This window comes from Dolomitihabitans soli, assembly GCF_022213955.1.
Classification (GTDB): domain Bacteria; phylum Actinomycetota; class Actinomycetes; order Streptosporangiales; family Streptosporangiaceae; genus Streptosporangium_A; species Streptosporangium_A soli.
In genome coordinates, this window is sequence record NZ_JAKNTW010000008.1 from 265284 (window position 1) to 290954 (window position 25671).

Sequence of the window (25671 nt, forward strand, 5' to 3'; positions counted from 1 at the left end):
CGACTCCCAAGGGGGCCGGGACTATGGCTTTTCGGGCTAGCCCGTCACGCTCACGGGTGACTAGTCCCTCAGGAACGCACCAGCCGCGCGATCGCGGCCGACGCCTCCTTGACCTTCTCCTCCGCCTCTGGGCCGCCGGTGTTGATCGCGTCGGCCACACAGTGACCTATGTGGTCCTCCAGCAACCCGAGCGCCACCGCCTGGAGCGCTCTGGTCGCCGCGGAGACCTGGGTGAGGACGTCGATGCAGTAGGCATCGTCCTCGACCATGCGCTGCAGGCCACGGATCTGCCCTTCGATCCGCCTGAGCCGTGTCAGATAAGCCTGCTTGTCGCCGCTGTACCCATGCATACCGTCAACGGTACCGGCTACCGGTATCAGGTCAGCGAAGCCCGGCGACCAACTGCTCCCACTGCTCGGCCACCGCGGGAGCGGCATGCGCCGCCGCACCGCGCAGCGCTCCGGCCGCCAGGGACTTCCGCCGCCGCTCGTCGTCGATCAGGGACAGCAGCGCGTCGGCGTACGCCTCGATCTCGCCCGCCCCCTCGGGCACCAGCACGCCGTTCGCGTCGTCCGTGACGAACTCCCCCGGTCCGCGGGGGCTGTCGAAGCCGACCACCGGCACCCCGCAGCCCAGCGCCTCGATCACGGTCATCCCCAGCACCTCGGCCCTGGAGGTCACCGCCACGATCGACGCCTTGGCGAACTCGCCCGCGAGATCCGGCGTGGTGCCCATGAAGTAGACGTGGTTGTGCAGGTAGAGATCGCTCACCAGGGCGCGCAGCCGCTTCTCCTCGGGGCCGCCGCCGTACAGCCGCAGCTGCCAGTCGGGGCGCTTGTCCGCCACGATGGCGAAGGCCCGCAGCAGCCGGTCGTACGCCTTGCCCGGCACCCACCGGCCGCCCGCCGCGACGATCCGGTTGTCCATCCGCGAACGCGGCCACGGCGTGCTGGGCAGCGCGTCGGGGATCAGGTGGACGTGCGGGCCCGCCTCGCCGAGCAGCCTGGTCCACTCCTCGCGGCCCGCCGGAGCGGCCGCCACCACCGCGTCGAGCCGGGGATAGAAGCGCCTGATCGGGCCCGCCACGGACGGCCGGCCCCACTCGCGGGCGATGCGGACCATCTCGCGCGGCGCGTGCCTGGCGGCCTGCACGCCGAGCCCCGGCCTGGTGGTGATCAGGACATCGGCCTTCAGTGCCCGCAGCCGCCGCCACAGGGCCACCTCGGTGCGCACCTGGCCGCTCGGGAGCAGGTGGCGCACTCCGGGCCGCATGTCCACCAGCCAGCGCGTCTCGACCCGGGGGTCCACCGGGAAGAAGGGCTTCTCCCGGTGGCGCTTCAAACTGATGATCTCCACTTCGTGCCGGCCGGCCAGTTCGGCGGCGAGGTTGATGACCGACCGCACGTCACCCCGCATGCCGTACACGGAAGGGACCACCAGGCAGATCCTCACCCACCGACCTCCAGCCGTAGTTCGTCGTCGGCGGTGAACGACGGCCGGATCGGCACACCGTCGATCCGGGCGGCGGGGTAGTGCAGGCGGCGGCGCTTGCCGTCGATGTCGTCGAGCCTGGCGCCGAGGCTGAGCGGGGTGGCCACGCCCGCCACCTCCAGCGTGGGCTCCCAGGAACCGGTGGACTCCGCGGCGGCGTCGATCACGTCGCACAGCGAGAGCGCGGCGTGGAAGCGCACGCCCTGGACCGTCGCGACCGTGGAGACTTTTGCCTTCGGCGCGTGTCTGTGCAACGCCAGGCGGGCATCCCGCGGGGCGTCGTCGTCGTCGAACCCGGTGTAGGCGAGCAGGCCGGTCACCTCGAAGCGTCCCTCACGGAACCACACGGCGCGAACCTCGGCGACCGGCCGCGCCCGCGAGGTCTTCAACGCCAGGTAGCCGCCCCGGGTGCGGTAGGCGCGGTGCGCGACGGTGCGCTTGGCCAGGGCGTAGGCGTCGAGATGGTCGAGGGAGAACCCCGGGTCCACGCTCTTCAGACGGATCCGCTCGCCGCCGTGCGCGAGGTAGGCGTCCCATCGGCCCGGGTCGAGCGTGAGCGAGGCCAGGGAGACCGCGAGCGCCGCGTCGCGCACCTCCGCGCCCGGCGTGCCGAGCGCCACCCGGCGCTCCACGCTCGACACCCGGTGGCGTAACACCAGTTCGGCACCCTGGGTGAGGGGTTCGTCGACGGCGAGGCGCAGGGCGAGCACGTCGGCCAGAGTGACCTCGGCGTCGGTGACGACCACGCGCACCGCCAGCCCCCTCCCCGTCGAATAGAGCCCCGCCGTCGAGGTTACCGTGATTTTCCCGTTATGTGGAGAATGGCATCGCTCCAAAGATCAAAAATCTGGACCGCCTGGCATTCCACGTCATTTGTAAGAATTGTCACGGCGCCGGAGTCGGCTCGCCCTTCACCGACTTGATCAAGAGCTGGGCGACGTCCACGACCTCCAGCGTCTCCTTGGCCTCGCCGGAGTTCTTCTTCTCATTGATCGCGTCACCGAGCATGACGAGGCAGAACGGGCAGGCGGTGGAGACCCGGTCCGGGTCGGTGGTCAGCGCCTCGTCCACCCGCTCGGTGTTGATCCGCTTGCCGATGCGCTCCTCCATCCACATCCGCGCGCCGCCGGCGCCGCAGCAGAAGCCCCGCTCCTTGCACCGGTGCATCTCCTGCGTCTGCACCCCGGGCACCTTGGCCATGATGTCGCGGGGCTGCGCGTAGACCTTGTTGTGGCGGCCGAGGAAGCACGGGTCGTGATAGGTGATCTTCTCCTCGATCGGGGTGATCGGGGTGAGTTTGCCCTCGTCGACCAGATGCGCCAGCAGCTGCGTGTGGTGCACGACCTCGTACGTGCCGCCGAGCTGCGGATACTCGTTGGCGAGGGTGTTGAAGCAGTGCGGGCAGGTCGCCACGATCTTCTTGACCCCGGCCTCGTTGAGGGTCTCGATGTTCTGCTGGGCGAGCATGTTGAACAGGAACTCCATGCCCAGCCGGCGGGCCGGGTCACCGGTGCACGCCTCCATCGGCCCGAGCACGGCGAACTTGACGCCCGCGATGTGCAGCAGCTCGGCCACGGCCTTGGTGGTCTTCTTGGCCCGGTCCTCCAGCGCGCCGGCGCAGCCGACCCAGAAGAGGTACTCCGCGTCCTCGGGCATCTTCTCGTCGACGATCTCGACCTCGAAGTCGAGCTCCTCGACCCATTCGGCCCGCTTCGACTCGGGCATGCCCCACGGGTTGCCCTTGTTCTCCAGGTTCTTCAGCATCACGCCGGCTTCGGAGGGGAAGCTGGACTCGATCATCACCTGGTAGCGGCGCATGTCCAGGATGTGGTCGATGTGCTCGATGTCGACCGGGCACTGCTCGACGCACGCGCCGCAGTTGGTGCACGACCACAGCACGTCGGGGTGGATGACGCCGTCCTCGCCGACCAGCGGCTTCTCCAGCAACGCCAGCACGTCCTCGTGCAGCCCGGCGCGCTCCTGCTCACCCGCCATGAGGTACGGCGCGACCTTGAAGGCGTGGTCGCGCTGGTCGAGGATGAGCATCTTGGGCGAGAGCGGCTTGTCGGTGTTCCAGGCGGGACACTGGTCCTGGCACCGGCCGCACTCGGTGCAGGTGTAGAAGTCGAGGAAGCCCTTCCAGGTGGTGTCCTCGATCTTGCCGCGGCCGAAGACGTCGGTCTCCGGGTCGGCCTCCTCGAAGTCGAGCACCTTGCCGCCGCTGCGCATCGGCTGCGCGGGGCCGTTGCCGTCGGGGCGGCGGGAGAACGCCACGTTCATCGGCGCGGTGAAGATGTGCAGGTGCTTGGAGTTGACCACGATGACCGAGAAGACCAGCATGACGCCGATGTGCAGCAGCAGGCCGACCGGCTCCAGCACCTCGTTGACGCCCTCGCCCAGCGGGTGCAGCACGGCGGCCGCCGCCTCGGAGGCGAACGCGCCGCTCCGGTAGGGGAAGTTGCCGGTGTTGATCGCCGCGCCGCGGAACAGGAACATCGTCCAGATCACGTTGAAGATCATGAAGAGGACGAGCCACGCGCCGCCGAGGTGCGATCCGGAGAACCTGGACTTCCTGCCCAGCTTCTTCGGCGAGTTCTTCACCCGGATCACCGCGAACGCGATCAGGCCGAGCAGGGCGGCGACCGCGATGAAGTCCTGCAGGAAGCCGAGGACCGCCCAGGTGCCGACCAGCGGAATGTGGAAGTCGGGCGTGCCGGTGATCCCGCCCTGGATCAGCACGCCATACGCCTCCAGGTAGACGGTGATCAGGATGAAGAAGGCCCACATGACGAAGAAGTGAGCGGTGCCCGAGGCGGTCCACTTCAACAGTTTCCGCTGGCCGAACACCTCGACCAGCTGGGCCTTGATCTCGGCTCCCAGGTTGGCCCTGGCGTACTCCACTCGCTCGGGAGCGGGCTGGCCGCTGGTGGCGAGCTTGTAGAGCCACAGCACGCGGCGCCCCGCCAGCGCGACCGCCACGACGGTCATCACCAGCCCGATGATCGCTACAAGGAGCACAGATCCTCCCACAGACTACGTTGGCTGCCAGCGTAGACCGCCGGTCACCCACGATGACGACGAGGCCGCCCCGAAGCCTACCGGTGAGTAACTTACTCGCTCCAGAGCGCACCGCACGTACCAGGCTAGAACAATGCTCTGTACGGCGTGCGGCCGGGGGGTCAGGAGCCGTCGATGTAACGCTGGATCGTCGGCGCGAGCACCTCGACGAGCTCCTCGACGCCCACCGAGGCGAGCGGCTGCAACTCCACGATGTAACGCATCATGACCACGCCGAAGAGCTGCGCGAAGGCCACCTCCATGCGCAGCGGCGACACGCCGAGCGCCGCGACCACCCGGCCGAGGATCGCGTGCGAGATGAACTCGCGGATCATCGACACGGCCTGCTCGTTCGTCATCGCCGTACGCATCAACGCCAGGATCGGCTCGCGGTTCGCCGGCTCGGAGGTGATCGTCAGGATCATCCTGACCAGACGCTCCCCCACCTCGTCGCGCGGCCCTTCCAGGACGCGCGGGATGACGACCGCCGGATCCATCGGCAGTTGCATCGCCGCGACGAAGACCCCGTCCTTGCTGTCGAAGTAGTGGTGCACCAGCGCCGGGTCGACCGCCGCCTCCCGGGCGATGCCCCGGATGGTGGCCTTGTCGAACCCCTTCTCCGCGAAGATCCGCCGGGCCGCCGCGAGGATCTCGCCACGCGTGTCCGCCGTACCCGGCCGCCGCCCGGGACGCCTCCTGCCCGTCTCCGCCCCGCCCGTCCCTGCCCTGCCCGACTCCGTCCTGCCCGACCCTGCCCCGCCCGACCCTGGCCTGCCCGACCCTGCCCCGCCCGTCCCTGGCCTGCCCGGCTCCGTCATCAGGCGCCCGCCGACGGCGCGGCGAGATACAACCTCGCGAAGGCGAGGGCCTCCGCGAGATCGTCGATGCGCTCGGTCCTGCTGGCCACCTTGCGCGTGTTGATCTCCAGCACGACGAGCCCGCCGTACCCCGAGGTGGCCAGCCGCTCCAGGATCGGCGCGCACGGCTGGCTGCCCCGCCCCGGCACCAGGTGCTCGTCCTTGTTGGTCACCCCGAGGCCGTCGGCCAGATGCAGGTGGGCAAGACGGTCGCCGAGCTTGACGGCCATCTCCATCGCGTCGGACCCGGACACGGCGGTGTGCGACAGGTCGAGCGTGACGTGGGGGAAGTCGTGCTCCACCGGGTTCCAGTCAGGGGAGTAGGGCACGACCTCGTTGCCCCGGGCCCGCAACGGGAACATGTTCTCCACCGCGAAGATCACATCCGTCTCGGAGCGCATCCTGGCCAGGCCCGTCTCGAAGTCGCGGGCGTAGTCGCGCTGCCACCGGAACGGCGGATGCACCACGACCGTCCGCGCGCCCAGCCGTTCGGCCGCCTTCTGCGCCTTGACCAGCTTCGCCCACGGGTCGCGCCCCCACACCCGCTGGGTGACGAGCAGGCACGGCGCATGGATGGCGAGCACCGGCAACTGGTAGTGGTCGGACAGCCGTTCCAGCACGTCGATGTCCTGGCTCACCGGATCGGCGCCCACCATGATCTCCACGCCGTCGTATCCCAGGCGCGCCGCCAACTCGAAGGCGTCGGGTGTGCGCTCCGGATACACCGACGCAGTAGAAAGCGCGATCTTCGCACTCGGCACCCGCACCACGTCACTCACTTCGCGACCTCATCTTGTTCGCTCGCTGACGTTGCCAGCCTAAGCTGGCGGGCGGAGATGTGGCGGCCTGGTGTCCCCGACACGGGTTAGCTTGGACGTCATGGGACAGATCGCCAAGGGTGCCATCCCCAGCCCCAACATCTGGCACACCCCCCGGGTCTACGAAGTCGAGAACCGCGCGGTCGACCCCGAGGGGCGGGCCGACGCCGCGATGGCCGCCATCCGCCCGTGGCGCGATGCGACGCTGCTCGACATCGGCTGCGGCACCGGTTACCACCTGCCCGTCTTCGCCGCCACGGCCGCGCGGGTGATCGGCGTGGAGCCGCACGGCGACCTCGCCGCGCTCGCCGCCCGCCGCTGCGCGTCCCTGCCGAACGTCACCGTGCACACCGGCACCGCGCAGTCCCTCCCCCTCCCCGACGCGTCCGTGGACGTCGCCGTGGCCCGCTGGGCGTACTTCTTCGGTCCCGGCTGCGAACCCGGCCTGCGCGAGCTGTCCCGGGTGCTACGGCGGGGCGGCGCCGCGTTCGTGATCGACCTCGACGCCTCACGCGGCGCGTTCGGCCGCTGGTTCAGCAGGACCGTGCCCGGCTACTCCACCGCCGCGGTGGAGAATTTCTGGGTACGGCAGGGCTGGCAGCGGCAGAAGCTCGACCTGCGGATGGCCTTCGAACGGCGGGCCGACCTGGAGGCGGTGCTGCGCATCGAGTTCAGCCCACCGGTCGCGGAGGAGGCGATCGCGGAGGCTCCCGGCCTGGAGATCGCCTACCCCAACGTGCTGCGCTGGCGGCTCTATTAACGGGCTTGACCTTGTCACCGGCGTCAACGTTTAACGTGCCAGGAGGAGGAAGCATGCGGATCGGGGAGATGGCCAAGCGCGCGGGTGTGAGCACCCGGGCACTGCGCTACTACGAGCAGCAGGGGCTGATCGACGCCCGTCGCGGCGCCAACGGATACCGCGACTACGACGAGGCCGACCTGCCGCTCGTCACCGAGATCCGGTCACTGCTCGCCTCCGGTTTCACCCTGGAAGACGCCCGGCCGTTCGTCGACTGCCTGCGGATGGGCAACCACTCGGGCGACGCCTGCCCCGAGTCCGTCGCGGTCTACCGGCGCAAGCTGGCCGAGCTCGACAAGCAGATCGGGACCCTCACGGCACGACGCGCCGACGTCGCGGCGCAACTGGCCGGAGCGTGCCCGAACTGCGTGCTGGACAGACGAGGACTGACATGATCACGCTGACCACCGACAACTTCGACGAGCAGGTGCTCCGGAGCGACAAGCCCATCCTGATCGACTTCTGGGCCGACTGGTGCGGCCCGTGCCGGATGATCGCCCCGATCCTGCAGGAGATCGAGGCCGAGCACGGCGACCGCCTCACGATCGGCAAGCTCGACGGCGACGCCCACCCCGAGATCGTCGCCCGCTACGGCGTCATGGGCTTCCCCACCCTCCTGCTGTTCCGCGACGGCGAGGTCACCCAGCAGATCGTGGGCGCCAAGCCCAAGCGCCTCCTCATGGCGGCCCTGGAGGACCACCTCTGACAGTGACGATGCAGGCGAACGCCTTCATCCGGAGTCTGACCCGACCACGGACCGGCCTCGGTCCCGTGGCGGGATCTGCCGACCTCCCGTTTCCTCGACCAGCCACCGCCAGCTCGTCCTGACCGGAGAGCCTGGTCCCAGGCTGGCCAGAGGGCACGGCCCACGCCCTGACCGAAGGGCACGATCCACGTCCTGACCGAAGGGCACGATCCACGCCCTGACCGAAGGGCATGGTCCACGTCCTGACCGGAGGGCATGGTCCACGGGCGAAGCGTTATGGCGCGCAACCCCACGCGCTGGAGCGGCGTGGACCCCGCGGACCTTCGCCGGCGACGGCGCGGGGCGCCGGGGTGGCTTGCCGTACGACCAAACATCGCACTCCGGAGATCGGTGTGGATTGTCGGCGGCGGACGATAGCGTGCCCTGCATGAGCAAGACAGCCCAGCGCGCGGGTTATCGCTGCGCCGAGTGCGGGTGGCGCACAGCGAAGTGGGTCGGGCGCTGCGGCGAGTGCCAGGCGTGGGGCACGGTCGACGAGGAGGGCGCGCGGGCGGGGGTCCGGGTCGCCGCCGCCGGTGCGGTCACCGCGCCCGCCGTGCCGATCGGCCAGGTCAAGGCCGAGATCGCGCTCGCCCGCAGCACCGGCGTCAGCGAGCTCGACCGGGTGCTCGGCGGCGGCCTGGTGCCCGGTGCGGTCGTGCTGCTGGCCGGCGAGCCCGGCATCGGCAAGTCGACCCTGCTGCTGGAGGCCGCGGCGCGGATCGCCCGCCAGGAGAAGGTCCTCTACATCACCGGCGAGGAGTCGGCCGCCCAGGTCCGGCTGCGCGCCGACCGGATCGGCGCGGTCCAGGACGATCTCTACCTCGCCGCGGAGACCGACCTGGGCGCGCTGGTCGCCCACGTGGAGCAGGTCCAGCCCAGCGTGCTGATCGTCGACTCGGTGCAGACCATCGGCTCCGCCCAGGGCACCGGCGTCCCCGGTGGCGTCACCCAGGTCCGCGAGGTCGCCGGCAACCTCGTACGGCTGGCCAAGGACCGGGCGATGTCCACCGTGCTCGTCGGCCACGTCACCAAGGACGGCTCGATCGCCGGCCCCCGGGTCCTTGAGCACCTGGTCGACGTGGTGCTGCACTTCGAGGGCGACCGGCACTCCCGGCTCCGCCTGGTCCGCGCGATCAAGAACAGGTTCGGCCCCATCGACGAGGTCGGCTGTTTCGACCTGCACGAGCGCGGCATCGAGGGCCTGACCGACCCGAGCGGCCTGTTCGTCTCCCGCCGCACCGAGCCGGTCCCCGGCACCTGCGTCACCGTGACCGTCGAGGGCACCCGGCCGCTGCCCGCCGAGGTGCAGGCGCTGGTCGCCAGGACCGAGGCGCAGCAGCCCAGACGTACCTCCTCCGGCCTCGACCCGTTCAGGGTCACGATGGTGCTGGCCGTGCTGGAGCGCCGCCTCAACGCGCGGCTCAGCGGCTGCGACGTGTTCACCGCGACCGTGGGCGGCATCCGGCTCGGCGACCCCGCCGTCGATCTGGCGGTGATGCTCGCGGTGGCCAGCGCCGCCGGCGACAAGGCGCTCCCCGCCGGGCTGGTCGTGCTGGGCGAGGTCGGCCTGGCGGGCGAGCTGCGGCCGGTCAGGGACGTGCGGAGACGGCTGTCCGAAGCCGCCCGTCTGGGGTTCACCCGGGCTCTCGTGCCCGCCGGTTCACTAGACGTGGACAGCGGCGGGCAGGGGTCTCTGGTGCCCGTCGGGGCCCGCACCGCGAACCTATTGCCGGGTTTCGACGTTACAGAGGCGGAGAACGTCTGGGACGCGCTGACGCATGTCACCTGACATGTTGCACCCGCCGGCTCGGGACTCGGGGGATACCTCGCCGGTAAGCTGAGTGTGATAAGCGACCACCGGGGGTCATGTGGCAACGAACATCAAGGGGCTCGACGACCGCCGAAGAGCCACCCTTGCCGAGGTCGCGCCGGGCACCGAGCTGCGTGACGGTTTGGAGCGCATCCTCCGGGGCCATACCGGTGGCCTGATCGTGCTGGGCTGCGACGGCACGGTCGAGGAGCTGTGCAGCGGCGGGTTCGCGCTCGACGTCGAGTTCTCCGCGACCCGTCTTCGCGAGCTGGCCAAGATGGACGGCGCGATCGTGCTGCGGCACGACAACCACAAGATCGTCCGGGCCGCCGTGCACCTGGTCCCCGACCCCTCCATCCCCACCGACGAGTCCGGCACCCGGCACCGCACCGCCCAGCGGGTCGCCAAGCAGACCGGCTATCCCGTCATCTCCATCAGCAAGTCCATGCGGATCATCGCCCTCTACCTCGACGGCATCCGCTACGTGCTGGAGGAGTCGGCGGCCATCCTGTCCAAGGCCAACCAGGCGCTGGCCACCCTTGAGCGCTACAAGCACCGGCTCGACGAGGTCTCCGGCACCCTGTCCGCCCTGGAGATCGAGGACCTCGTCACCGTCAGAGACGTCGCGGTCGTCGCCCAGCGGCTGGAGATGGTCAGGCGCATCGCCGGCGAGATCGAGGGCTACGTCGTGGAGCTCGGCACCGACGGCCGGCTGCTGACCCTGCAGCTCGACGAGTTGGTCGCCGGCGTCGAGACCGACCGCGAGCTGATCGTCCGCGACTATCTCCCGATCTCCGGCCGCCGCCCCCGCCGTTTCGTGGAGGCCCTGCACGAGCTCGACCGGCTCTCCGGCAGCGACCTCCTCGACCTCTCCGCCGTGGCCCACGTCCTCGGCTACACGGGCGCCGACGCCCTCGACGGCCCGGTCAGCCCGCGCGGCTTCCGCCTGCTGGCCAAGGTCCCCCGCCTCCCCCACACCGTCGTCGACCGCCTCGTCGACCACTTCGGCACTCTCCAGAAGCTCCTCGCCGCCAGCATCGGCGACCTCCAGGCCGTCGGCGGCGTCGGCGAGTCCCGCGCCCGCAGCGTCCGCGAGGGCCTCTCCCGCCTCGCCGAATCCTCAATCCTCGAACGCTACGTCTGACCTGCGCCCCACACCCAATCTCGTACGGCAGAGCCACCCCAGAGCCTCGCGCCGCATGCGGCGAAGCTCCGCGGGGCCAACGCTCCTCCAGCGCGCATGGCAACGCGCCGCAACGCGCCGCCCCCAACCCATCCCCTTCGGTCACGACACCCGCGCGTGGATCTGTGCGCAGATCACAAACGCGCCGTTCCCACTCGGAAAGGGGGCGGTCAACGCAGGTGGAAGACGGTCTTGGGGGTTTTGAGGTCTGTTGAGTGGACCGCCGCCACGTAGGTGCCCGTCCGCGCGTCGGAGCGCTTCGCCGCGCAGTCGCGGGCCGAACGATGGCGATCCCATTCGACCGGCCGGACGTACGGGATTCCTCGTTCCAGGCGTCGCACCTGGACGCCCTCGCCGCTGATGCAGTCGGAGGAGGACCAGATCCGGTCCGACCCGGAGGTGATCCGGATCTCCATCGCCCGTGGCCCGACGTCGGCCGTGCACATCAGCCGTCCCGTGTTGACCAGGGTGATCATGAACCTGGGGCGGCTGTCCCCCAGGTAGACCTCCTGGGTTCCCTGAAGGCTCAGCACCAGGTCGCCGGGATCGCAGGTGTCACCCGCCCGGCGGGGCTCGATGGTCGGTTTCGGCTTGCTCGGCTTCGGGGAGATCGTCGAGGTGAGCGTCGGGGCGGGTGCGGGAGTCGGTGTGGCCTGGAGGCTCGCCAGGATCGGTTCGGGGCTGGTAGGAGCGGGCGCGGCGGAGTTCGACGAACGCTTGGGCCCCGAGGTGCTGGTGCAGGCCCATGCGACCACGGCGACCACCACCAGCACGCCGACCAGCAGGGCCATCCGCCGGCGCCAGTAGATATCGGTGGCCACTCCTCCAAGATCGCCACGGAACGTGTCCGGATCCATGCAGTCAGTATGAGGAGTCCCCACCGTCTCCCCGCAATGACCCGCTCATCCAGGCGTTTCTTCAACAACCCAGGCACAACCCTCGCTGTCGGCGCGATGGCCGTGCGGGCAGTGGGTCTCGGTTGTGGCGGGTCTCGGTTGTGGCGGGTCTCGGGTGGGCCAGGTCTCGGGTGGGCCAGGTCTCGGTTGGACCGGGTCTCGGTTGGACCGGGTCTCGGTTGGACCGGGTCTCGGTTGGACCGGGTCTCGGTTGGACCGGGTCTCGGTTGGACCGGGTCTCGGTTGGACCGGGTCTCGGTTGGACCGGGTCTCGGTTAAGGTCTGAAGGTGCCCGTGCCGAACCTTCTCCAGGGCCCGATTCTCGACTGGTATGCCGAGAACGCGCGTGATCTGCCGTGGCGGCGGCCGGAGGCCACGCCGTGGGGAATCCTGGTCAGCGAGATCATGTTGCAGCAGACTCCCGTCGCGCGCGTGCTGCCGGTCTGGGAGGAATGGATGGCGCGCTGGCCGGCCCCCGCCGACCTGGCCGCCGAGCCGCCGGGCGAGGCGGTGCGGCACTGGGGACGCCTCGGCTATCCCAGGCGGGCCCTCAACCTGCACGCCTGCGCGCGGGCGATCATGGCCGAGCACGACGGCAGGGTGCCCGCCGACCACGCAACCCTTCGTTCGCTGCCCGGCATCGGCGAGTACACCTCCGCCGCCGTGGCCAGTTTCGCGTTCGGCGGACGGCATGCCGTGCTCGACACCAACGTCCGCCGGGTTCTCGGACGTGCCGTGCGGGGCGAGGAGTACCCGCCGAAGGCGACCACCGCGGTGGAGCGGGCCACGGCCGAGGCGCTGCTGCCCGTGGCCGGCGCGCCGGTGTGGGGAGTGGCGGTGATGGAGCTGGGTGCGCTGGTGTGCACGGCGCGCTCGCCGCGGTGCGCCGACTGCCCGGTGGCGTCGCAGTGCCGGTGGCGGCTGGCGGGCCGGCCGCCGCATGACGGGCCCGCCAGGAAGGGCCAGACGTACGCGGGCACCGACCGGCAGTGCCGCGGCCGGCTGCTCGCCGTACTCCGCGAGGCTCACGGGGCCGTGCCCAAGGACGCTCTCGACGTCGTGTGGGACGACCCCGTCCAGCGTGAACGGGCACTCGACGGGCTCGTCACGGACGGCCTGGCCGAAGTCCTGCCGGACGGCACCTACCGACTGCCTCACTGATCCCTGCCGGACGGCACCTACCGACTGCCTCACTGACCCCTGCCGGACCGGTACCGGTGGTGACAGACCGCTCTGGCACGGTTCCCCGCCACCCGATACCAGTGGTGACAGGCTCTGGCACGGTTCCCCACTGACAAAGCCGTACGCCACAACGGACACGTAATGCGCGGCATACGCCTGCGCGCCACCACCGGCCCATCGGATAGCGACCCCGCGATTCAATCCGTGTTCGCGGGAGGAGCGGGTTGCCCTGCGTGTCGCAATGATCACGCGCTCGGTTCGTCGTTTTAGGCCAACTTATGGTACTAACGAGGGATTTGATGCTGCGGAGGTAGATGTGACCATGCTCAGTCGGCGGCGGATTCTCCAGGTGGGGGCCGGCGCCGTGCCCGCCGTCGCCCTCGGTGTTCGACCCGCCCAGGCCGAGTCCGCCGCGCTGGTGACCACCGGCGTCGTGCCGGCGGCGCTGGCCGGTTTCGACCAGGCGATGAAGACCTACATCCAGGAGCGCGGCATCACCTGCGCCCAGCTCGCGGTCGCGAAGAGCGGAAAGATCCTGCTGGCCAGAGGCTACGGGACCTACTCCAGGGCCGGAAGCGCCGTGAAGGTGCAGCCGACCTCGCTGTTCCGGATCGCCAGCCTCAGCAAGAGCATCACGGGGGCCGCCATCGCGCGGCTGGCCCAGGACGGCAAGCTGAGTCTGGGCGCTTCGGTGACCTCGCTGCTCGGGCTGTCCACCAAGGGCGACGCCCGGCTGTCGAAGGTGACCGTGTGGCGGCTCCTCCAGCACACCGCCGGCTGGGACAGGGCCGTGACCAGCGACCCGCTCTGGTCCGACTATGCGATCTCCGCCGGGCTCGACGCGCCGCTGCCGATCAGCCACGAGGACATCATCGAGTACACGACGGCCAGGCCGCTCGACTTCGCACCCGGCTCGCGCTACGCCTACAGCAACTACGGCTACATGCTGCTCGGCCGGATCATCGAGAAGGTCTCCGGCATGAGCTACGAGTCGTACGTCAGGCAGCGGATCCTCGCGCCCGCCGGCATCTCGCGCCTCCGGCTCGGCCGCAGCCTTCCGTCACAGGCGGCCTCGACCGAGGTCACCTACTCCTCGAAGTACACCCGGAAGACGGTCGTCGACGACTCCGGCGCGACCGTGCCGTACCCCTACGGCGGCTTCAGCATGCCCAACCAGGACGCCAACGGCGGCTGGCTGGCCTCGGCCGTCGACCTGGTCAAGTGGGGCTTCGTCTTCGACCGCGCCGGGCCGGTCCTCAACGCGACGTCCATCTCACGGGTGTTCGCCAAGCCCGAGACGGGAGTCACCTCGGGCGGTTCCTGGTACGGCTTCGGCTGGCAGGCCCGCACGAACAACCTCGGCAAGCTCAACACCTGGCACAACGGCTCGATGCCCGGCACCTTCAGCTTCCTGGCCAGGGTTCAGAACGGCGTCAGCTACTGCGCCATCTTCAACCGCAGGGAAGAGGAGGGCTCCCTCGACTTCGACTCGATCGACCCCATCCTCGGCAAGGCGATCGGCACCGTGAAGACCTGGCCCACGACCGACCTCGCACCGAGATACTTCTGACCACGTGAACCCCCGGGAGTCGGGGCAGGCCCCGGCTCCCTCCCGCCCGTGGCACGCAGAAACCACGGTCGACCTTGACCGACGGGAACGGTCTGGGGCCCGGACCGAAGACCCCACTCCGACGACCAGGCCGTGACGGCGTTCAGCCACCCACGCCCCAGAAACGGGGCCGTGGGCGTCGGCACTCAGCGCGCGGCGCCCAACACCGTGAGGGCGGCGGCGAGTTGCGGGTCCGCCTGCTTGGCTTCCTCCAGGGCGGCGTTCAGCGTCTCCTCATAGGTGCGGCTCGCCTCGGTGTATCTCGTCCGGCCCGTCTCGGTGATGACCGTGTAGACCCCCCGCTTGTCGTCCGGGCACAGATCCCGGACGGCGAAGTCCGCCGTGCTCAGTCGCGCCACCAGGCGGGTCACCGAACTTTGGTTGAGCCCGACCTTGTCGGCCAACTCCTGCATGCGCAGTTCGGAGGTGGGGGAGGCGGCGAGATGGCCCAGCGCACGGAACTCCGACAGGCCGATGCCGTGCCTTCGCTGCAGCACGGCGGCGAGTTTGTTCTCCACGCGGGCGTGCAGGAGGAGGATGTGCTGCCAGGTCGCGGCGAGGTCCGAGACGGGCGGCGCGGCAACCGGGGCGGGGGCTGCGGGAATCATGAGACCTCTTCGTTCTTACGGCCTTCCCGATCTTTCCTGAGACCGGCTTGACAGAAGCATACATGTACATGCAACATTCTGTCCTGTCAGAAACTTGCAAGTACATACAAATAGGAGCAACCCTCATGGCCTGGATCTACCTGCTCATAGCGGCCGTCTTCGAAGTCGTCTTCGCCCTCGCCACCAACGCCACCGAGGGCTTCACCCAACTGTGGCCGTCCTTGCTCACAGCCGCAGCGGCGGCCGTCGGGATCTTCTTCCTGAGCCTGGCGCTCAAGACGCTTGACGTCGGCGTCGGCTACACCATCTGGACCGGCATCGGCTCGGTCGGCACAGTCGTGCTCGGCGCTGTGATCTTCGGTGAGGAGTTCACCATCTGGAAGGTGCTGGCCTTCGTCCTGATCATCGGCGGCGTCCTGGGCCTCAAGCTCTCCGACCGCCTGACCGCCGAGAAGCCGTCCGCGGCCTGAACACCCTGCTTTGTCACTTCGCGCCCGAAGGAAACATCATCATGGCCTGGATCTACCTCTCCATCGCGATCGTCTTCGAGATCGGCTTCGCCCTCGGCACCAACGCAACCAAGGGCTTCACCCGGCTCTGGCCGTCGGTCTTCACGCTGTTGTCGGCCGCCGGCGGCATCTTCACCCTGAGCCTGGCGCTCAAAACGCTGGACGTCGGCGTCGGCTACACCATCTGGACCGGCGTCGGCTCCATCGGTACGGTCATCCTCGGCGCCCTCATCTACAAAGAGAAGATCACCCCCGCCAAGCTCGGCTCGTTCGCCGCGATCATCGGCGGCGTCGTCCTCCTCAAGATCGCTGCGGGGATCTGAGCCGCGATGGGCTTGCCGTACGCATGTGGCTTGCCGTACGGATGTCGAGCGGGCCAGGGGCGGTTAGTGCGGTGTCCAGTAACGTTCACCGGCTCCAAGAGCCGTGATCGCCGAGGTCGGGGCCGCTTGGACCCCCGGCGAAGGTTTGTGGACACCGCACTAGGCGGCGAGTTGGAGGCCCAGGGAGGTGAGGTTCCGGCGGGCCCAGTCGAGTTCGTCGGCGAGGACGGAGACGAGGGCGCCGGGGCCGCGGGTGCGGAGCGGGACGGCGAGGTCGTGCGTTTCGACCTCGATGTGGGCGGTGCCGTTGACGGCGCCGGAGAGCATCGCGGTGAGGGTGTCCTCAAGGACCGAGCCGGTGGTGGGGAGGTGGCCGCGGACCTGGCCGGCGTGGTTGTGGACGTGGCCGAGCTTGACGACGGGTGCGCCGGCCCGGGCGAGACCGCGCAGGGCCGCGCCGGGCCCCTCCGTGCCGCCCGCGAGGTGGCAGGCGTCGAGGCAGACCCCGAGGTGCTCGGAGTCGATGCCGCAGACGCGCTCCAGGGCCTGCTCGGTGGTCTCCAGGACGCAACCGGGCCACGGCTCGAACCCGACGCGGATGGTCTTGCCGGTCACGCTGTAGAGTCCGCGGAGCTCCCGGGAGAGTCGTTCGAGCCGGCGGGACGCGATGGAGTGCAGGTCGGCGGGCCAGTCGCGGCGCCAGCCGATCGGGATGGTGGAGATGCTGCCGAAGCGGACGTCGTCCGGCAGCAGGAAGGCCAGAATCTTGGCCAGGGCCATGGTGTAGCGGTAGCGCTCGGGCTTGGCCCAGTCGGGGCCGGGGGCCTCCTGGTGGCGGCCACCGGTGCCGTTCAGGCTGACGACCTCCAGGCCGCGCTCCTCCAGGGACCGGCGCAGCCGGACCAGTTCGATCCGGTCGGCGCTGAGGTGGTCGGCCACGCTCGGGGACAGCCAGAGCACCACCCCCATGCGTTCGACCCCGAGCTTCTTGCGCACCGGCACCGCGTAGCGGGTGAGGTGGGCGATGAGGTTCTCCAGGTCCTCCGCGGGGTGAACACCAGCGTTGTAGGCCAGGTGAACGAGCGTGCCGTCGTCGTGGCGCAGACGCATCCGGTGCCTCCAGGCGTACTTCTCGATTGGTCCCTCGCCCGCACGCCATCGGCTGTACGGAACGGGGATCCCTCCCCTGCCGGGAACTCGGCCCGGCCCGCCTGAGCATGCCCGGCGTGCGCCGTGGTCCGCGTCAGCCCTGTAGGTGATTCAGCACTACACCGCAGGGTTGACCTGGAGCCGATCTCACCGCACGGCAGCCCTTCGGTGAGCCGCTTGGACGAGATTTGGCCGACTTCGCTCTACACAGTGTAGTACTACATTCGGTGGCGAGGCACCCGAACGGCTAACAAAACGGAAGGCCCCGTGTGAGCAGTGATGCTCACACGGGGCCTCGTCGGCCTTGGGCCTACCGCTGGATCGGCTCGGCGATCGCAGCCGCCGAGTCGGGCACCCTCGGTGCCGGCGCGTCCTCACCGACGAAGGTGAAGACGGCGTTGTCGCCTTCGCCCTCGACAGCGATCTTGATGACCTGGCCGGGGCGGAGCTCGCCGTACAGGATCTTCTCCGACAGCGAGTCCTCCAGCTCGCGCTGGATCGTACGGCGCAGCGGACGGGCGCCCATCACCGGGTCGTAACCACGCTCGGCGAGCAGGTTCTTGGCCTCGGTGGTGAGATCCAGGGTCATGTCCCGGTCCTTGAGCCGTTCGCCCACCTGGGCGAGCATCAGATCGACGATCTTGATGATCTCCTTCGGCGTCAGCTGGTGGAACACCACGGTGTCGTCCACCCGGTTCAGGAACTCAGGCCGGAAGTGCTGCTTGAGCTCCTCCTGCACCTTGGACTTCATCCGGTCGTAGTTGCTGTCCGCGTCGTTGTTCTTCGCGAACCCGACCCCGATGCCCTTGGAGATGTCACGGGTGCCCAGGTTGGTCGTCATGATGATGACCGTGTTCTTGAAGTCGACGACCCGGCCCTGCGCGTCGGTCAGCCGGCCGTCCTCCAGAATCTGGAGCAACGAGTTGAAGATGTCCGGGTGGGCCTTCTCGATCTCGTCGAACAGCACCACCGAGAACGGCTTGCGCCGCACCTTCTCCGTCAGCTGGCCGCCCTCTTCGTACCCGACATAGCCGGGAGGAGACCCGAACAGCCGCGAGACGGTGTGCTTCTCCATGAACTCGGACATGTCCAGCATGATCAGCGCGTCTTCGTCGCCGAACAGGAACTCTGCCAGCGCCTTGGACAGCTCCGTCTTACCGACACCGGACGGACCGGCGAAGATGAACGAGCCACCCGGACGCCGCGGGTCCTTCAGACCCGCACGCGTACGCCGGATCGAACGGGACAGGCCCTTGATCGCGTCGTCCTGGCCGATGATCCGCCGGTGCAGCTCGTCTTCCATCCGGAGCAGCCGCTGCGACTCCTCCTCGGTCAGCTTGAACACCGGGATGCCGGTCGCGGTGGCGAGCACCTCGGCGATGAGCTCCTCGGTGACCTCGGCCACGACGTCCATGTCGCCGGCCTTCCACTCCTTCTCGCGCCTCTCGCGCTTGAGCTGGAGCTGCTTCTCCTGGTCGCGCAGCGCCGCGGCCTTCTCGAAGTCCTGCGCGTCGATCGCGGACTCCTTGTCGCGACGGACGTTGGCGATCTTCTCGTCGTACTCGCGCAGGTCCGGCGGAGCGGTCATCCGGCGGATGCGCATCCGCGAACCGGCCTCGTCGATCAGGTCGATCGCCTTGTCAGGCAGGAACCGGTCGCTGATGTAGCGGTCGGCGAGCTGAGCGGCGGCCACCAGGGCGCTGTCGGTGATCGACACCCGGTGGTGCGCCTCGTAACGGTCGCGCAGCCCCTTGAGGATCTCGATCGTGTGGCTGAGGCTGGGCTCGGCCACCTGGATCGGCTGGAAACGGCGCTCCAGCGCGGCGTCCTTCTCCAGGTGCTTGCGGTACTCGTCGAGCGTGGTCGCGCCGATGGTCTGCAGCTCGCCACGGGCCAGCATGGGCTTCAGGATGCTGGCGGCGTCGATCGCGCCCTCGGCGGCGCCCGCCCCGACGAGCGTGTGCAGCTCGTCGATGAACAGGATGATGTCGCCCCGGGTGCGGATCTCCTTGAGCACCTTCTTCAGGCGCTCCTCGAAGTCGCCGCGGTATCGGGAGCCGGCCACCAGAGCGCCCAGGTCGAGCGTGTAGAGCTGCTTGTCCTTGAGCGTCTCGGGCACCTCACCCTTGACGATCTTCTGCGACAGGCCCTCCACCACGGCGGTCTTACCGACGCCGGGCTCGCCCACCAGGACCGGGTTGTTCTTGGTCCTGCGGGACAGGACCTGCATGACCCGCTCTATTTCCTTCTCACGGCCGATGACCGGGTCGAGCTTGCCCTCACGGGCGGCCTGGGTCAGGTTACGGCCGAACTGGTCCAGCACAAGGGACGTCGACGGCGCGGCCTCCTGGGGGCCGCCGGCCGCCGCGGGCTCCTTGCCCTGGTAGCCGTGCAGCAGCTGGATGACCTGCTGCCGCACGCGGTTGAGATCGGCGCCCAACTTCACCAGCACCTGGGCGGCCACGCCCTCGCCCTCACGAATGAGGCCGAGCAGGATGTGCTCGGTGCCGATGTAGTTGTGGCCTAGCTGCAGGGCTTCACGGAGCGACAGCTCAAGGACCTTCTTGGCGCGCGGGGTGAACGGGATGTGCCCCGACGGCGCCGACTGCCCCTGGCCGATGATCTCCTCGACCTGCTGGCGCACACCTTCAAGACTGATGCCGAGGCTCTCAAGCGCCTTTGCGGCAACGCCCTCGCCCTCATGGATCAAACCAAGAAGAATGTGCTCCGTGCCGATGTAGTTGTGGTTGAGCATCCTGGCCTCTTCTTGGGCCAGCACGACAACCCGCCTCGCGCGGTCGGTGAACCTCTCGAACATCTCGTCGCTCCTCACAGAGCGGTCAGGCAGGCCCGGGACTTCCGGCCCGTCATTCCGCATGGTAGCCCTGGCTCGGCGAACCTCGCCCTCTGCTGAAGACGTGCCCTATGGAGAAGACGTTCCCCGAGAGCAGGGCGTTCACCCTCATCCAACTACTGTTCGGGGCCCTGATGTTCCCGCTACGCCCGAAGCGAACGACCGTTTGGAGCGGATAAGGCGATCATGCACTTATGGCGGCCGCCGGGGTCCTTTGGCGGCCGTCATAAGCGCATGCTCCGACCGAAAGATCGGCTGGTTCGTCGAGACGACGAGGGCCGCCTCCGACAACCGATCTCTAGTGAGCAGCTTCGTACTGCTCCACCACAGAAGATGCGATCCGGCCACGCTCGCTGACCGGAAGTCCGTGGGCCTTGGCCCACGCACGGATCTCCGAGCTCTTCTCCCGTGTCATCGCCCGCGCACCACCGCGTCCACCGCGCCTGCGCGCGGAGACGACGTTGGACCGGCGAGCACTCTGCACGAAAGGCGACAGCGCGTCCCGCAGCTTCTTGGCGTTCACGTCACTCAGGTCTATCTCATAGGAGGTGCCGTCAACCGCGAAGGCGACAGTCTCATTGGCCTCGCCCCCGTCGAGGTCGTCGATGAGAATCTCCTGGATCTGCTTGGCCATCTACGCAATCCTTTCGAGAGGTATTGTTTCATTCGCTGCCAAACATATACCCCACAGAACGCCGACACAATTCGACTCGGTTACAGGGTTTCCTGAACAGGTCCGGCGTGGGAGGATCAGTTAGGCTTCCGGACCTCATCGTGCTGGTTTGCACGTCTTCCGGCGGCTTCGGAACGCACGAGCTTCACGACGCCGTAGATGAACGCCCCGCCGACGATGGCGGGAGGTAACAACGCGGACAATACTTCCATCATTCGTCCTCGCTCCGGAGGTCGGACGTGTTTCCGAGGCTGCAGTTTTTCTCACAGGCCAGTCGGGTCTACCTGGTGACGGGCCCTACCGGCGCCCTGGGCGTGGCCCTCGGATGACCATAGCGCCATCGCAGGCCATCACGTGTCCCAGGGACCCATCTGCACCTCGCCGGCGAACAACAGCTTAATGGCTGTCTCTCCAGCCCGCTTACCGGATGCAGTCTGTAAATCAGCTGTGAAAAGAGCACGTCCTCCCCCGCTGAAGATCACAGCACCCTGGAAAGCCCCGCTCACCGGCCCCTCTTGACCACCCAGGTTCCCGCCACCTTGTCGTGCAACCCCTGCTGGAGGGGCTTGTCGATCAGGATGAACAGGCCGATCGTGAAGAGGAACACACCCGCCAGCAGATTGAGTGCCGGAATCCCCATCGCGGTCATCGGACCAGGCAGCAGGGCCGCGCGTTTCGCTAGAGACACCGTTGTCAGAACACCGCCGGCCACTGGAGCCAGCTCGATCCGCAACAGCCGCTTGCCCAGTGTGCGGCCATGACGGGAATGCGAGGCGACGTCATAGACGGCAAACGCCACACCAGCGATCAACCAGGCGAAGAGCTCGGGCAGAAGCGTATGCTCACCGCCTCCCCCGATCTTCGCCGCCATCGGGTCCTCCGCCCCGGAGACAGCCCAGAACACGGCGAAGAGAATGTAATAGAGGACCACGAAGAGCGCGCCGTCGATGACACGGGCGATCAGGCGCTCCCGCCAATCGGCGGGAACGGCCCGGGTCGCCGTCCCCTGAGAAGCGGTGGCGTCGCCGTCGATGTGAGACGGATCCAGAGTCATAACGTCACCTGTCCGGGCCGCGAATGAGCTCGCGCCTGTTTGCTAGTGCCCTGTCGCGTGCGACGCGCCGCCCACGGGGCCGTCCCAGGTTTCTGCCCAATTACCGGGCATCCAGACCACCTCCGCCAGGCACGAAAAAGGGGCCGGTGGTCGCCCACCGGCCCCGATTTCTCTGGGGAAACCTACTTGGTCTTGACGACGACCGTCGCCGCGACCTTGTCGTGCAGGCACTGATGCAAAGGCTTGTCCCAGAATTGCCAAAGAACGTTCACTAGCATGAACGCGCCCGTGACGAGCGCCCCCACGATCGGGATCCAGTTCAGGGCGACGGGGCCCCAGAGGACACCGGCCCGCTTCAGGGCCACGTCGGTCGCCAGCCCGCCGGGAGCCATCGTGCCGCCTACGGGCACCACGCGGATGCCCATGACCATCTTGCCGACGGTCTGGCCTCCCATGCGGAGCATGAAGAACTCGTAGACGATGTAGATGACCGCGCCGATCAACGCGGTGAGCAGGCTGTACAGGAAGAGCCCGCCGCCCTCGGTGAAGGTGCCCGTGTCCAGGTCGTACTTCGGGGCAGTGATCAGGATGGCGCCCAGGATGAAGCTCACGACGCCGTAGATGATGCCCAGGATGACGCCGTCGACGATCCTGGACACCAGGCGCTGCCACCACTCCGCGAGCGGCGCAGGGGCCCCTGGGGGCTGCACACCCGCCGCCGCGCCGTAGCCCTGACCGTACGGCTGCTGCTGGCCGTACTGGCCGTAGGCGGGCTGCTGCTGGCCATAGCCCTGCTGCCCGTACCCCTGCTGGCCGTAGCCCTGCTGCTGCTCGTAGCCGGGCTGACCGTACTGCTGCTGCTGTTGCTGGCCGTACGGCTGTTGCTGGCCGTAGCCCTGCTGCTGGCCGTACCCCTGCTGTTGCTGCTGCGGCTGGCCGTAGCCGGGCTGGGACTGCTGGCCGTAACCCTGGTCGTAACCAGGTTGCTGGTCGTAACCGGGCTGCTGGCCGTACCCCTGCTGCTGCTGCTGCGGCTGGCCGTAGCCGGGCTGGGACTGCTGGCCATAGCCCTGGTCGTAACCAGGTTGCTGGTCGTAACCGGGCTGCTGGCCGTACCCCTGCTGCTGCTGCGGCGGCTGGCCGTAGCCGGGCTGCGACTGCTGGCCATAGCCCTGGTCGTAACCAGGCTGCTGCCCATAGCCCTGCTGCTGCTGCTGCGGCTGGCCGTAGCCGGGCTGCGACTGCTGGCCGTAGCCCTGGTCATAAGAGGGCTGCTGGCCGTACTGCTGTTGCTGCTGGCCGTAGCCCTGGTCGTAACCGGGTTGCTGCTGCCCATAGCCCTGCTGTTGCCCGTAGCCGGGCTGGGCCTGGTTTGGCCCCGTGTCGGTCCGATAACCCACGACGGTTACGTCGGGGTCGGGCTGACCGGGGTTCTGTTGTCCGTATTCAGGAGATCCCGACGATCGCGCCGCTTGGTTGCGCTCCGGGTCGTCCTGTGGATACGGCGGCTGTCCGGTGCTCACCGTGTCACCTCGCTTCGACTGCGCATGCGGCGTATGTCAGGCTCACATGCTTTGCTGCTGCACAACGTATCGATATAGGTATCAACAGTCATCTTTCCGCTCCATCAGCCCTTCGAGTCCGCGTCAAGATGAAGGATCATCCGGGTGTTGCCCAACGTGTTGGGCTTGACATGTTCAAGATCCAGAAATTCCGCGACGCCCTCGTCGTACGAGGCCAGAAGTTCGGCGTAGACCTCCGGGGCGACCGGAGTGCCCCGGATCCTACGGAAACCGTGCCTGCGAAAGAACGAGACTTCGAAGGTCAGGCAGAATACTCGCTCCAGACCCAGATCCCGGGCCGTGCCGATGAGCGCCGAGACGATCCGGTTGCCGAGCCCCAGCCCTCGGAAATCCGGATCGACCGCCACGGTTCTGATCTCCGCGAGGTCCTCCCAGAGCACGTGCAACGCTCCGCAGCCGGCAACCCTACCGTCGACCTCGACCACCCAGAACTCCTGTACGTCCTCGTACAGGGTCACCGTGGCCTTCTTCAGCAGCCGCGAACCGGCTCCGGCGTAGGTGTCGACCAGGCTCCGAATCGCTCGGACGTCCGGCGTCCGGGCACGGCGGACGACGATCTCGGTGTTCCGGGCTATGGGCTCCGTGGGCTCCGCGAGCTGCTCCATGGACGTCCAGCGTACGTGCTCGCCTTCCTCCATTTACGGCTCACCCGTAACGAAGGCCACTCTGTCCACGCGTGACCTTGTGCGACAGCCCAGTCACCATCCGAACAAGCCGCCTTTTTCAAGATTCATACAGTTCCGCCGCGCCCGCGGGTCCGCCCACGACCAGCGAAAATCCCAGCGCAAGTGCAGTAATAGCGCCGGATCTGCGTAATCCTCCCGTGATCTCACAGTTGTCGAACCTCAACAGAGTTGGCAGTTCTGGTTGAGCACGAACCCAGGGTGCACTAGTGTCCGACGTCGATGTCAGCCGTGAGCTGAACGCCGAATCCTCAAGCGATTGGGGAACCGGGGACCCAAACAACCTGGGGTGAATCCGAGCCGAACCGCTCGGTAGGGCTGCTCCGGCCCGAACCCGTCAGCTAACCCGGTAGGCGTCGATGAGAGGAGCTGGTCGGTGACGCGCTCGCGCGTTGATGCGGAGACGTCTGCGGGCAGGCATGCCCGCCCCCGAGAACGGACCCTTGTCCGGAGGATCGCGGTGGTGGCGGTGGGTCTGGCCGCCCTGACCTTCGGCACACCACTGGTATCGGCGACCGCGGATCCCGAGCCGACGCTCAAGGAGCTGTCCGCCCAGGTCGAGAAGCTGCACGAGCAGATCGGCACGCTGACCGAGCAGTACAACGGCGAGCGGGTCAAGCTCGACCAGGCCAAGCGGGCCGCCACGCTGGCCCAGAAGACCCTGACGACGAGCGAGTCCGACCTGGAGTCCAAGCGCTACAAGGCGAGCATGCTGGCCCAGAACGCCTACATGATGGGCGGCCTCGGTTCCGCCCTCCCGTTCAACGCCGCCGCCGATCCCGACGCCTACCTCGACAGGGCCGCCACCGGCTACGCCATCGAGCAGCAGCAGGGCGAACAGGTGGCCCAGGTCACCCGGGCCATGAAGGCCGCGGAGCGCGCCAAGTCGAGCGCCAAGTCGCGGGCCGAAGAGGTCTCGAAGCTCGTCTCGCAGATCGAGTCCAAGCGCGACAGGATCCGCAAGCTGGTGTCCAGGGCGGAGAGCAGCCTCTTCCGCAAGGCGATGCAGAGCACGGGCGGCTCCTCGGGCCGCCGGGTCAAGATCGCGCTACCCGTCATCGGCAAGGGCAAGGCGGCCGAAGCCGCCCGCCACGCGCTCACCCAGCAGCTCAAGCCGTACGTCTGGGGCGCCGAGGGGCCGAACGGCTTCGACTGCTCCGGGCTGGTCATGTGGGCCTACCAGCAGGTCGGCATCAGCCTGCCGCACTACACCGGCGACCAGTGGACCGCGGGCACGCACATCCCCCGTGAGGAGATGCGCCCGGGTGACCTGGTGTTCTTCTACAACGACCTGCACCACGTGGGGATATACGTCGGCGGCGGCATGATGGTGCACGCGCCCCAGACGGGTGACGTCATCCACATCGCCCCGATCGGCAACCGTCCGTTCGCCGGGGCGGTGCGGATCGCCGACTGAGGCGATCGTCAGATGAGTCTTCGACGGGCTGCCCAGGCGACCGCCTCGATGGCGGTCGCCACGCCTATCCGGTCGCAGATGCCGCGCAACCTGCGCCGCACGGTGCGCCCGCTCACATCGAGGCGGCGGCCCACCCGGTCGACCGTGACGCCCTTGGCCAGCTCGGCGAGCAGGACCAGATCGTCGTCGTTGAGCCCGATCAGGCGCGCGTCGAAGGCGCCGTCGTCGCGAAGGGTGTCAACCCTTGGATAAGCCACCGGAGCGCCCCTTCGTCCAACCACGGAACTCAACGATGCAAGCGTGAGTGCGGTCCACCTCTGTCGTCGTCGTGAACGGTAAACGGCATTGAGAAAGGTCGTCAAGCCACG

Annotated in this window: 25 protein-coding genes and 1 riboswitch; of the genes, 10 read left to right on the forward strand and 15 right to left on the reverse strand. The window is 68.3% G+C overall.

Translation table 11 applies throughout. The features are described from left to right. Positions 1–68: 68 nt before the first annotated feature. From MBA17_RS18965 to MBA17_RS18990, 6 genes are all read right to left on the reverse strand, one after another. The gene (locus tag MBA17_RS18965) at positions 69–350 is read right to left on the reverse strand and encodes a metal-sensitive transcriptional regulator (RefSeq protein WP_238497828.1); all 282 of its coding nucleotides are present in this window, start codon (positions 348–350) and stop codon (positions 69–71) included. A gap of 31 nt (positions 351–381) precedes the next feature. Next, a complete protein-coding gene (locus MBA17_RS18970; RefSeq protein WP_238497829.1) occupies positions 382–1437 on the reverse strand; it encodes a glycosyltransferase in 1056 nt (351 codons plus the stop codon). An 11-nt stretch (positions 1438–1448) separates the two neighbouring features. Beyond that, positions 1449–2243, reverse strand: coding sequence for a hypothetical protein (locus MBA17_RS18975; protein ID WP_238497830.1), 795 nt, complete (start codon positions 2241–2243; stop codon positions 1449–1451). 133 nt (positions 2244–2376) lie between these two features. Next, positions 2377–4509, reverse strand: a complete 2133-nt coding sequence (locus MBA17_RS18980) for a heterodisulfide reductase-related iron-sulfur binding cluster (RefSeq protein ID WP_238497831.1) — start codon at positions 4507–4509, stop codon at positions 2377–2379. A 161-nt stretch (positions 4510–4670) separates the two neighbouring features. Then, positions 4671–5366, reverse strand: coding sequence for a TetR/AcrR family transcriptional regulator (locus tag MBA17_RS18985; protein WP_238497832.1), 696 nt, complete (start codon positions 5364–5366; stop codon positions 4671–4673). Further along, entirely contained in the window at positions 5366–6184 is an 819-nt protein-coding gene (locus MBA17_RS18990) for a sugar phosphate isomerase/epimerase family protein (protein WP_238497833.1), read from the reverse strand. The genes MBA17_RS18985 and MBA17_RS18990 overlap by 1 nt, the downstream gene beginning before the upstream one ends. 100 nt (positions 6185–6284) lie before the next feature. On the opposite strand from MBA17_RS18990, the gene MBA17_RS18995 reads away from it, so the two are divergent. The 5 genes from MBA17_RS18995 (at position 6285) to disA (ending at position 10724) form a co-directional block, all read left to right on the forward strand. Beyond that, positions 6285–6983 carry a class I SAM-dependent methyltransferase gene (locus MBA17_RS18995; protein ID WP_238497834.1) on the forward strand — a complete coding sequence of 233 codons (699 nt, stop codon included), beginning with the start codon at positions 6285–6287 and terminating at the stop codon, positions 6981–6983. Between the two features lie 53 nt (positions 6984–7036). Beyond that, a complete protein-coding gene (locus MBA17_RS19000) occupies positions 7037–7417 on the forward strand; it encodes a MerR family transcriptional regulator (protein ID WP_238497835.1) in 381 nt (126 codons plus the stop codon). Next, a complete protein-coding gene (trxA, locus tag MBA17_RS19005; protein ID WP_238497836.1) occupies positions 7414–7728 on the forward strand; it encodes a thioredoxin in 315 nt (104 codons plus the stop codon). Before MBA17_RS19000 ends, trxA begins: the two co-directional genes overlap by 4 nt. Positions 7729–8155: 427 nt before the next feature. Continuing rightward, positions 8156–9559, forward strand: coding sequence for a DNA repair protein RadA (radA, locus tag MBA17_RS19010; protein ID WP_238497837.1), 1404 nt, complete (start codon positions 8156–8158; stop codon positions 9557–9559). A 79-nt stretch (positions 9560–9638) separates the two neighbouring features. Next, on the forward strand, positions 9639–10724 hold the full coding sequence (disA, locus tag MBA17_RS19015) for a DNA integrity scanning diadenylate cyclase DisA (RefSeq protein WP_238497838.1): 1086 nt from the start codon (positions 9639–9641) through the stop codon (positions 10722–10724). Positions 10725–10933: 209 nt separating this feature from the next. Here disA and MBA17_RS19020 read toward each other — a convergent pair whose 3' ends face one another. Continuing rightward, positions 10934–11620, reverse strand: coding sequence for a hypothetical protein (locus MBA17_RS19020; protein ID WP_238497839.1), 687 nt, complete (start codon positions 11618–11620; stop codon positions 10934–10936). 327 nt (positions 11621–11947) lie between these two features. Here MBA17_RS19020 and MBA17_RS19025 point away from each other — a divergent pair, with 327 nt between their 5' ends. Beyond that, positions 11948–12820, forward strand: a complete 873-nt coding sequence (locus MBA17_RS19025; protein ID WP_455432792.1) for an HhH-GPD family protein — start codon at positions 11948–11950, stop codon at positions 12818–12820. A gap of 343 nt (positions 12821–13163) precedes the next feature. After that, positions 13164–14411, forward strand: coding sequence for a serine hydrolase domain-containing protein (locus MBA17_RS19030; protein ID WP_238498006.1), 1248 nt, complete (start codon positions 13164–13166; stop codon positions 14409–14411). Between the two features lie 185 nt (positions 14412–14596). On the opposite strand, the gene MBA17_RS19035 is transcribed toward MBA17_RS19030, so the two are convergent. Further along, a complete protein-coding gene (locus tag MBA17_RS19035; protein WP_238497840.1) occupies positions 14597–15058 on the reverse strand; it encodes a MarR family winged helix-turn-helix transcriptional regulator in 462 nt (153 codons plus the stop codon). Between the two features lie 125 nt (positions 15059–15183). Here MBA17_RS19035 and MBA17_RS19040 point away from each other — a divergent pair, with 125 nt between their 5' ends. Continuing rightward, complete coding sequence (locus tag MBA17_RS19040) at positions 15184–15528, forward strand: DMT family transporter (RefSeq protein WP_031158438.1); 345 nt, start codon at positions 15184–15186, stop codon at positions 15526–15528. 41 nt (positions 15529–15569) lie between these two features. After that, complete coding sequence (locus tag MBA17_RS19045; RefSeq protein ID WP_012894543.1) at positions 15570–15890, forward strand: DMT family transporter; 321 nt, start codon at positions 15570–15572, stop codon at positions 15888–15890. Between the two features lie 159 nt (positions 15891–16049). Here MBA17_RS19045 and MBA17_RS19050 read toward each other — a convergent pair whose 3' ends face one another. From MBA17_RS19050 to MBA17_RS19075, 6 genes are all read right to left on the reverse strand, one after another. Continuing rightward, the gene (locus MBA17_RS19050; protein ID WP_238497841.1) at positions 16050–17000 is read right to left on the reverse strand and encodes a TIM barrel protein; all 951 of its coding nucleotides are present in this window, start codon (positions 16998–17000) and stop codon (positions 16050–16052) included. A 349-nt stretch (positions 17001–17349) separates the two neighbouring features. After that, a complete protein-coding gene (locus MBA17_RS19055) occupies positions 17350–19857 on the reverse strand; it encodes an ATP-dependent Clp protease ATP-binding subunit (RefSeq protein ID WP_238497842.1) in 2508 nt (835 codons plus the stop codon). 334 nt (positions 19858–20191) lie between these two features. Beyond that, positions 20192–20527: a histone-like nucleoid-structuring protein Lsr2 gene (locus MBA17_RS19060; RefSeq protein ID WP_238497843.1), complete on the reverse strand. Its 336-nt coding sequence runs from the start codon at positions 20525–20527 to the stop codon at positions 20192–20194. Positions 20528–21068: 541 nt separating this feature from the next. After that, on the reverse strand, positions 21069–21620 hold the full coding sequence (locus MBA17_RS19065; protein ID WP_238497844.1) for an RDD family protein: 552 nt from the start codon (positions 21618–21620) through the stop codon (positions 21069–21071). A gap of 182 nt (positions 21621–21802) precedes the next feature. Further along, complete coding sequence (locus MBA17_RS50465) at positions 21803–23020, reverse strand: RDD family protein (RefSeq protein ID WP_238497845.1); 1218 nt, start codon at positions 23018–23020, stop codon at positions 21803–21805. 227 nt (positions 23021–23247) lie between these two features. Beyond that, complete coding sequence (locus MBA17_RS19075) at positions 23248–23808, reverse strand: amino-acid N-acetyltransferase (protein ID WP_238497846.1); 561 nt, start codon at positions 23806–23808, stop codon at positions 23248–23250. Between the two features lie 309 nt (positions 23809–24117). Further along, a riboswitch (cyclic di-AMP (ydaO/yuaA leader) is annotated at positions 24118–24257 on the forward strand. A gap of 92 nt (positions 24258–24349) precedes the next feature. Between MBA17_RS19075 and MBA17_RS49540 the strand changes: the two genes are divergently transcribed. After that, complete coding sequence (locus tag MBA17_RS49540; protein WP_455432793.1) at positions 24350–25303, forward strand: C40 family peptidase; 954 nt, start codon at positions 24350–24352, stop codon at positions 25301–25303. 8 nt (positions 25304–25311) lie between these two features. On the opposite strand, the gene MBA17_RS19085 is transcribed toward MBA17_RS49540, so the two are convergent. Further along, entirely contained in the window at positions 25312–25560 is a 249-nt protein-coding gene (locus tag MBA17_RS19085; RefSeq protein WP_238497847.1) for a helix-turn-helix domain-containing protein, read from the reverse strand. Positions 25561–25671 lie beyond the last annotated feature (111 nt).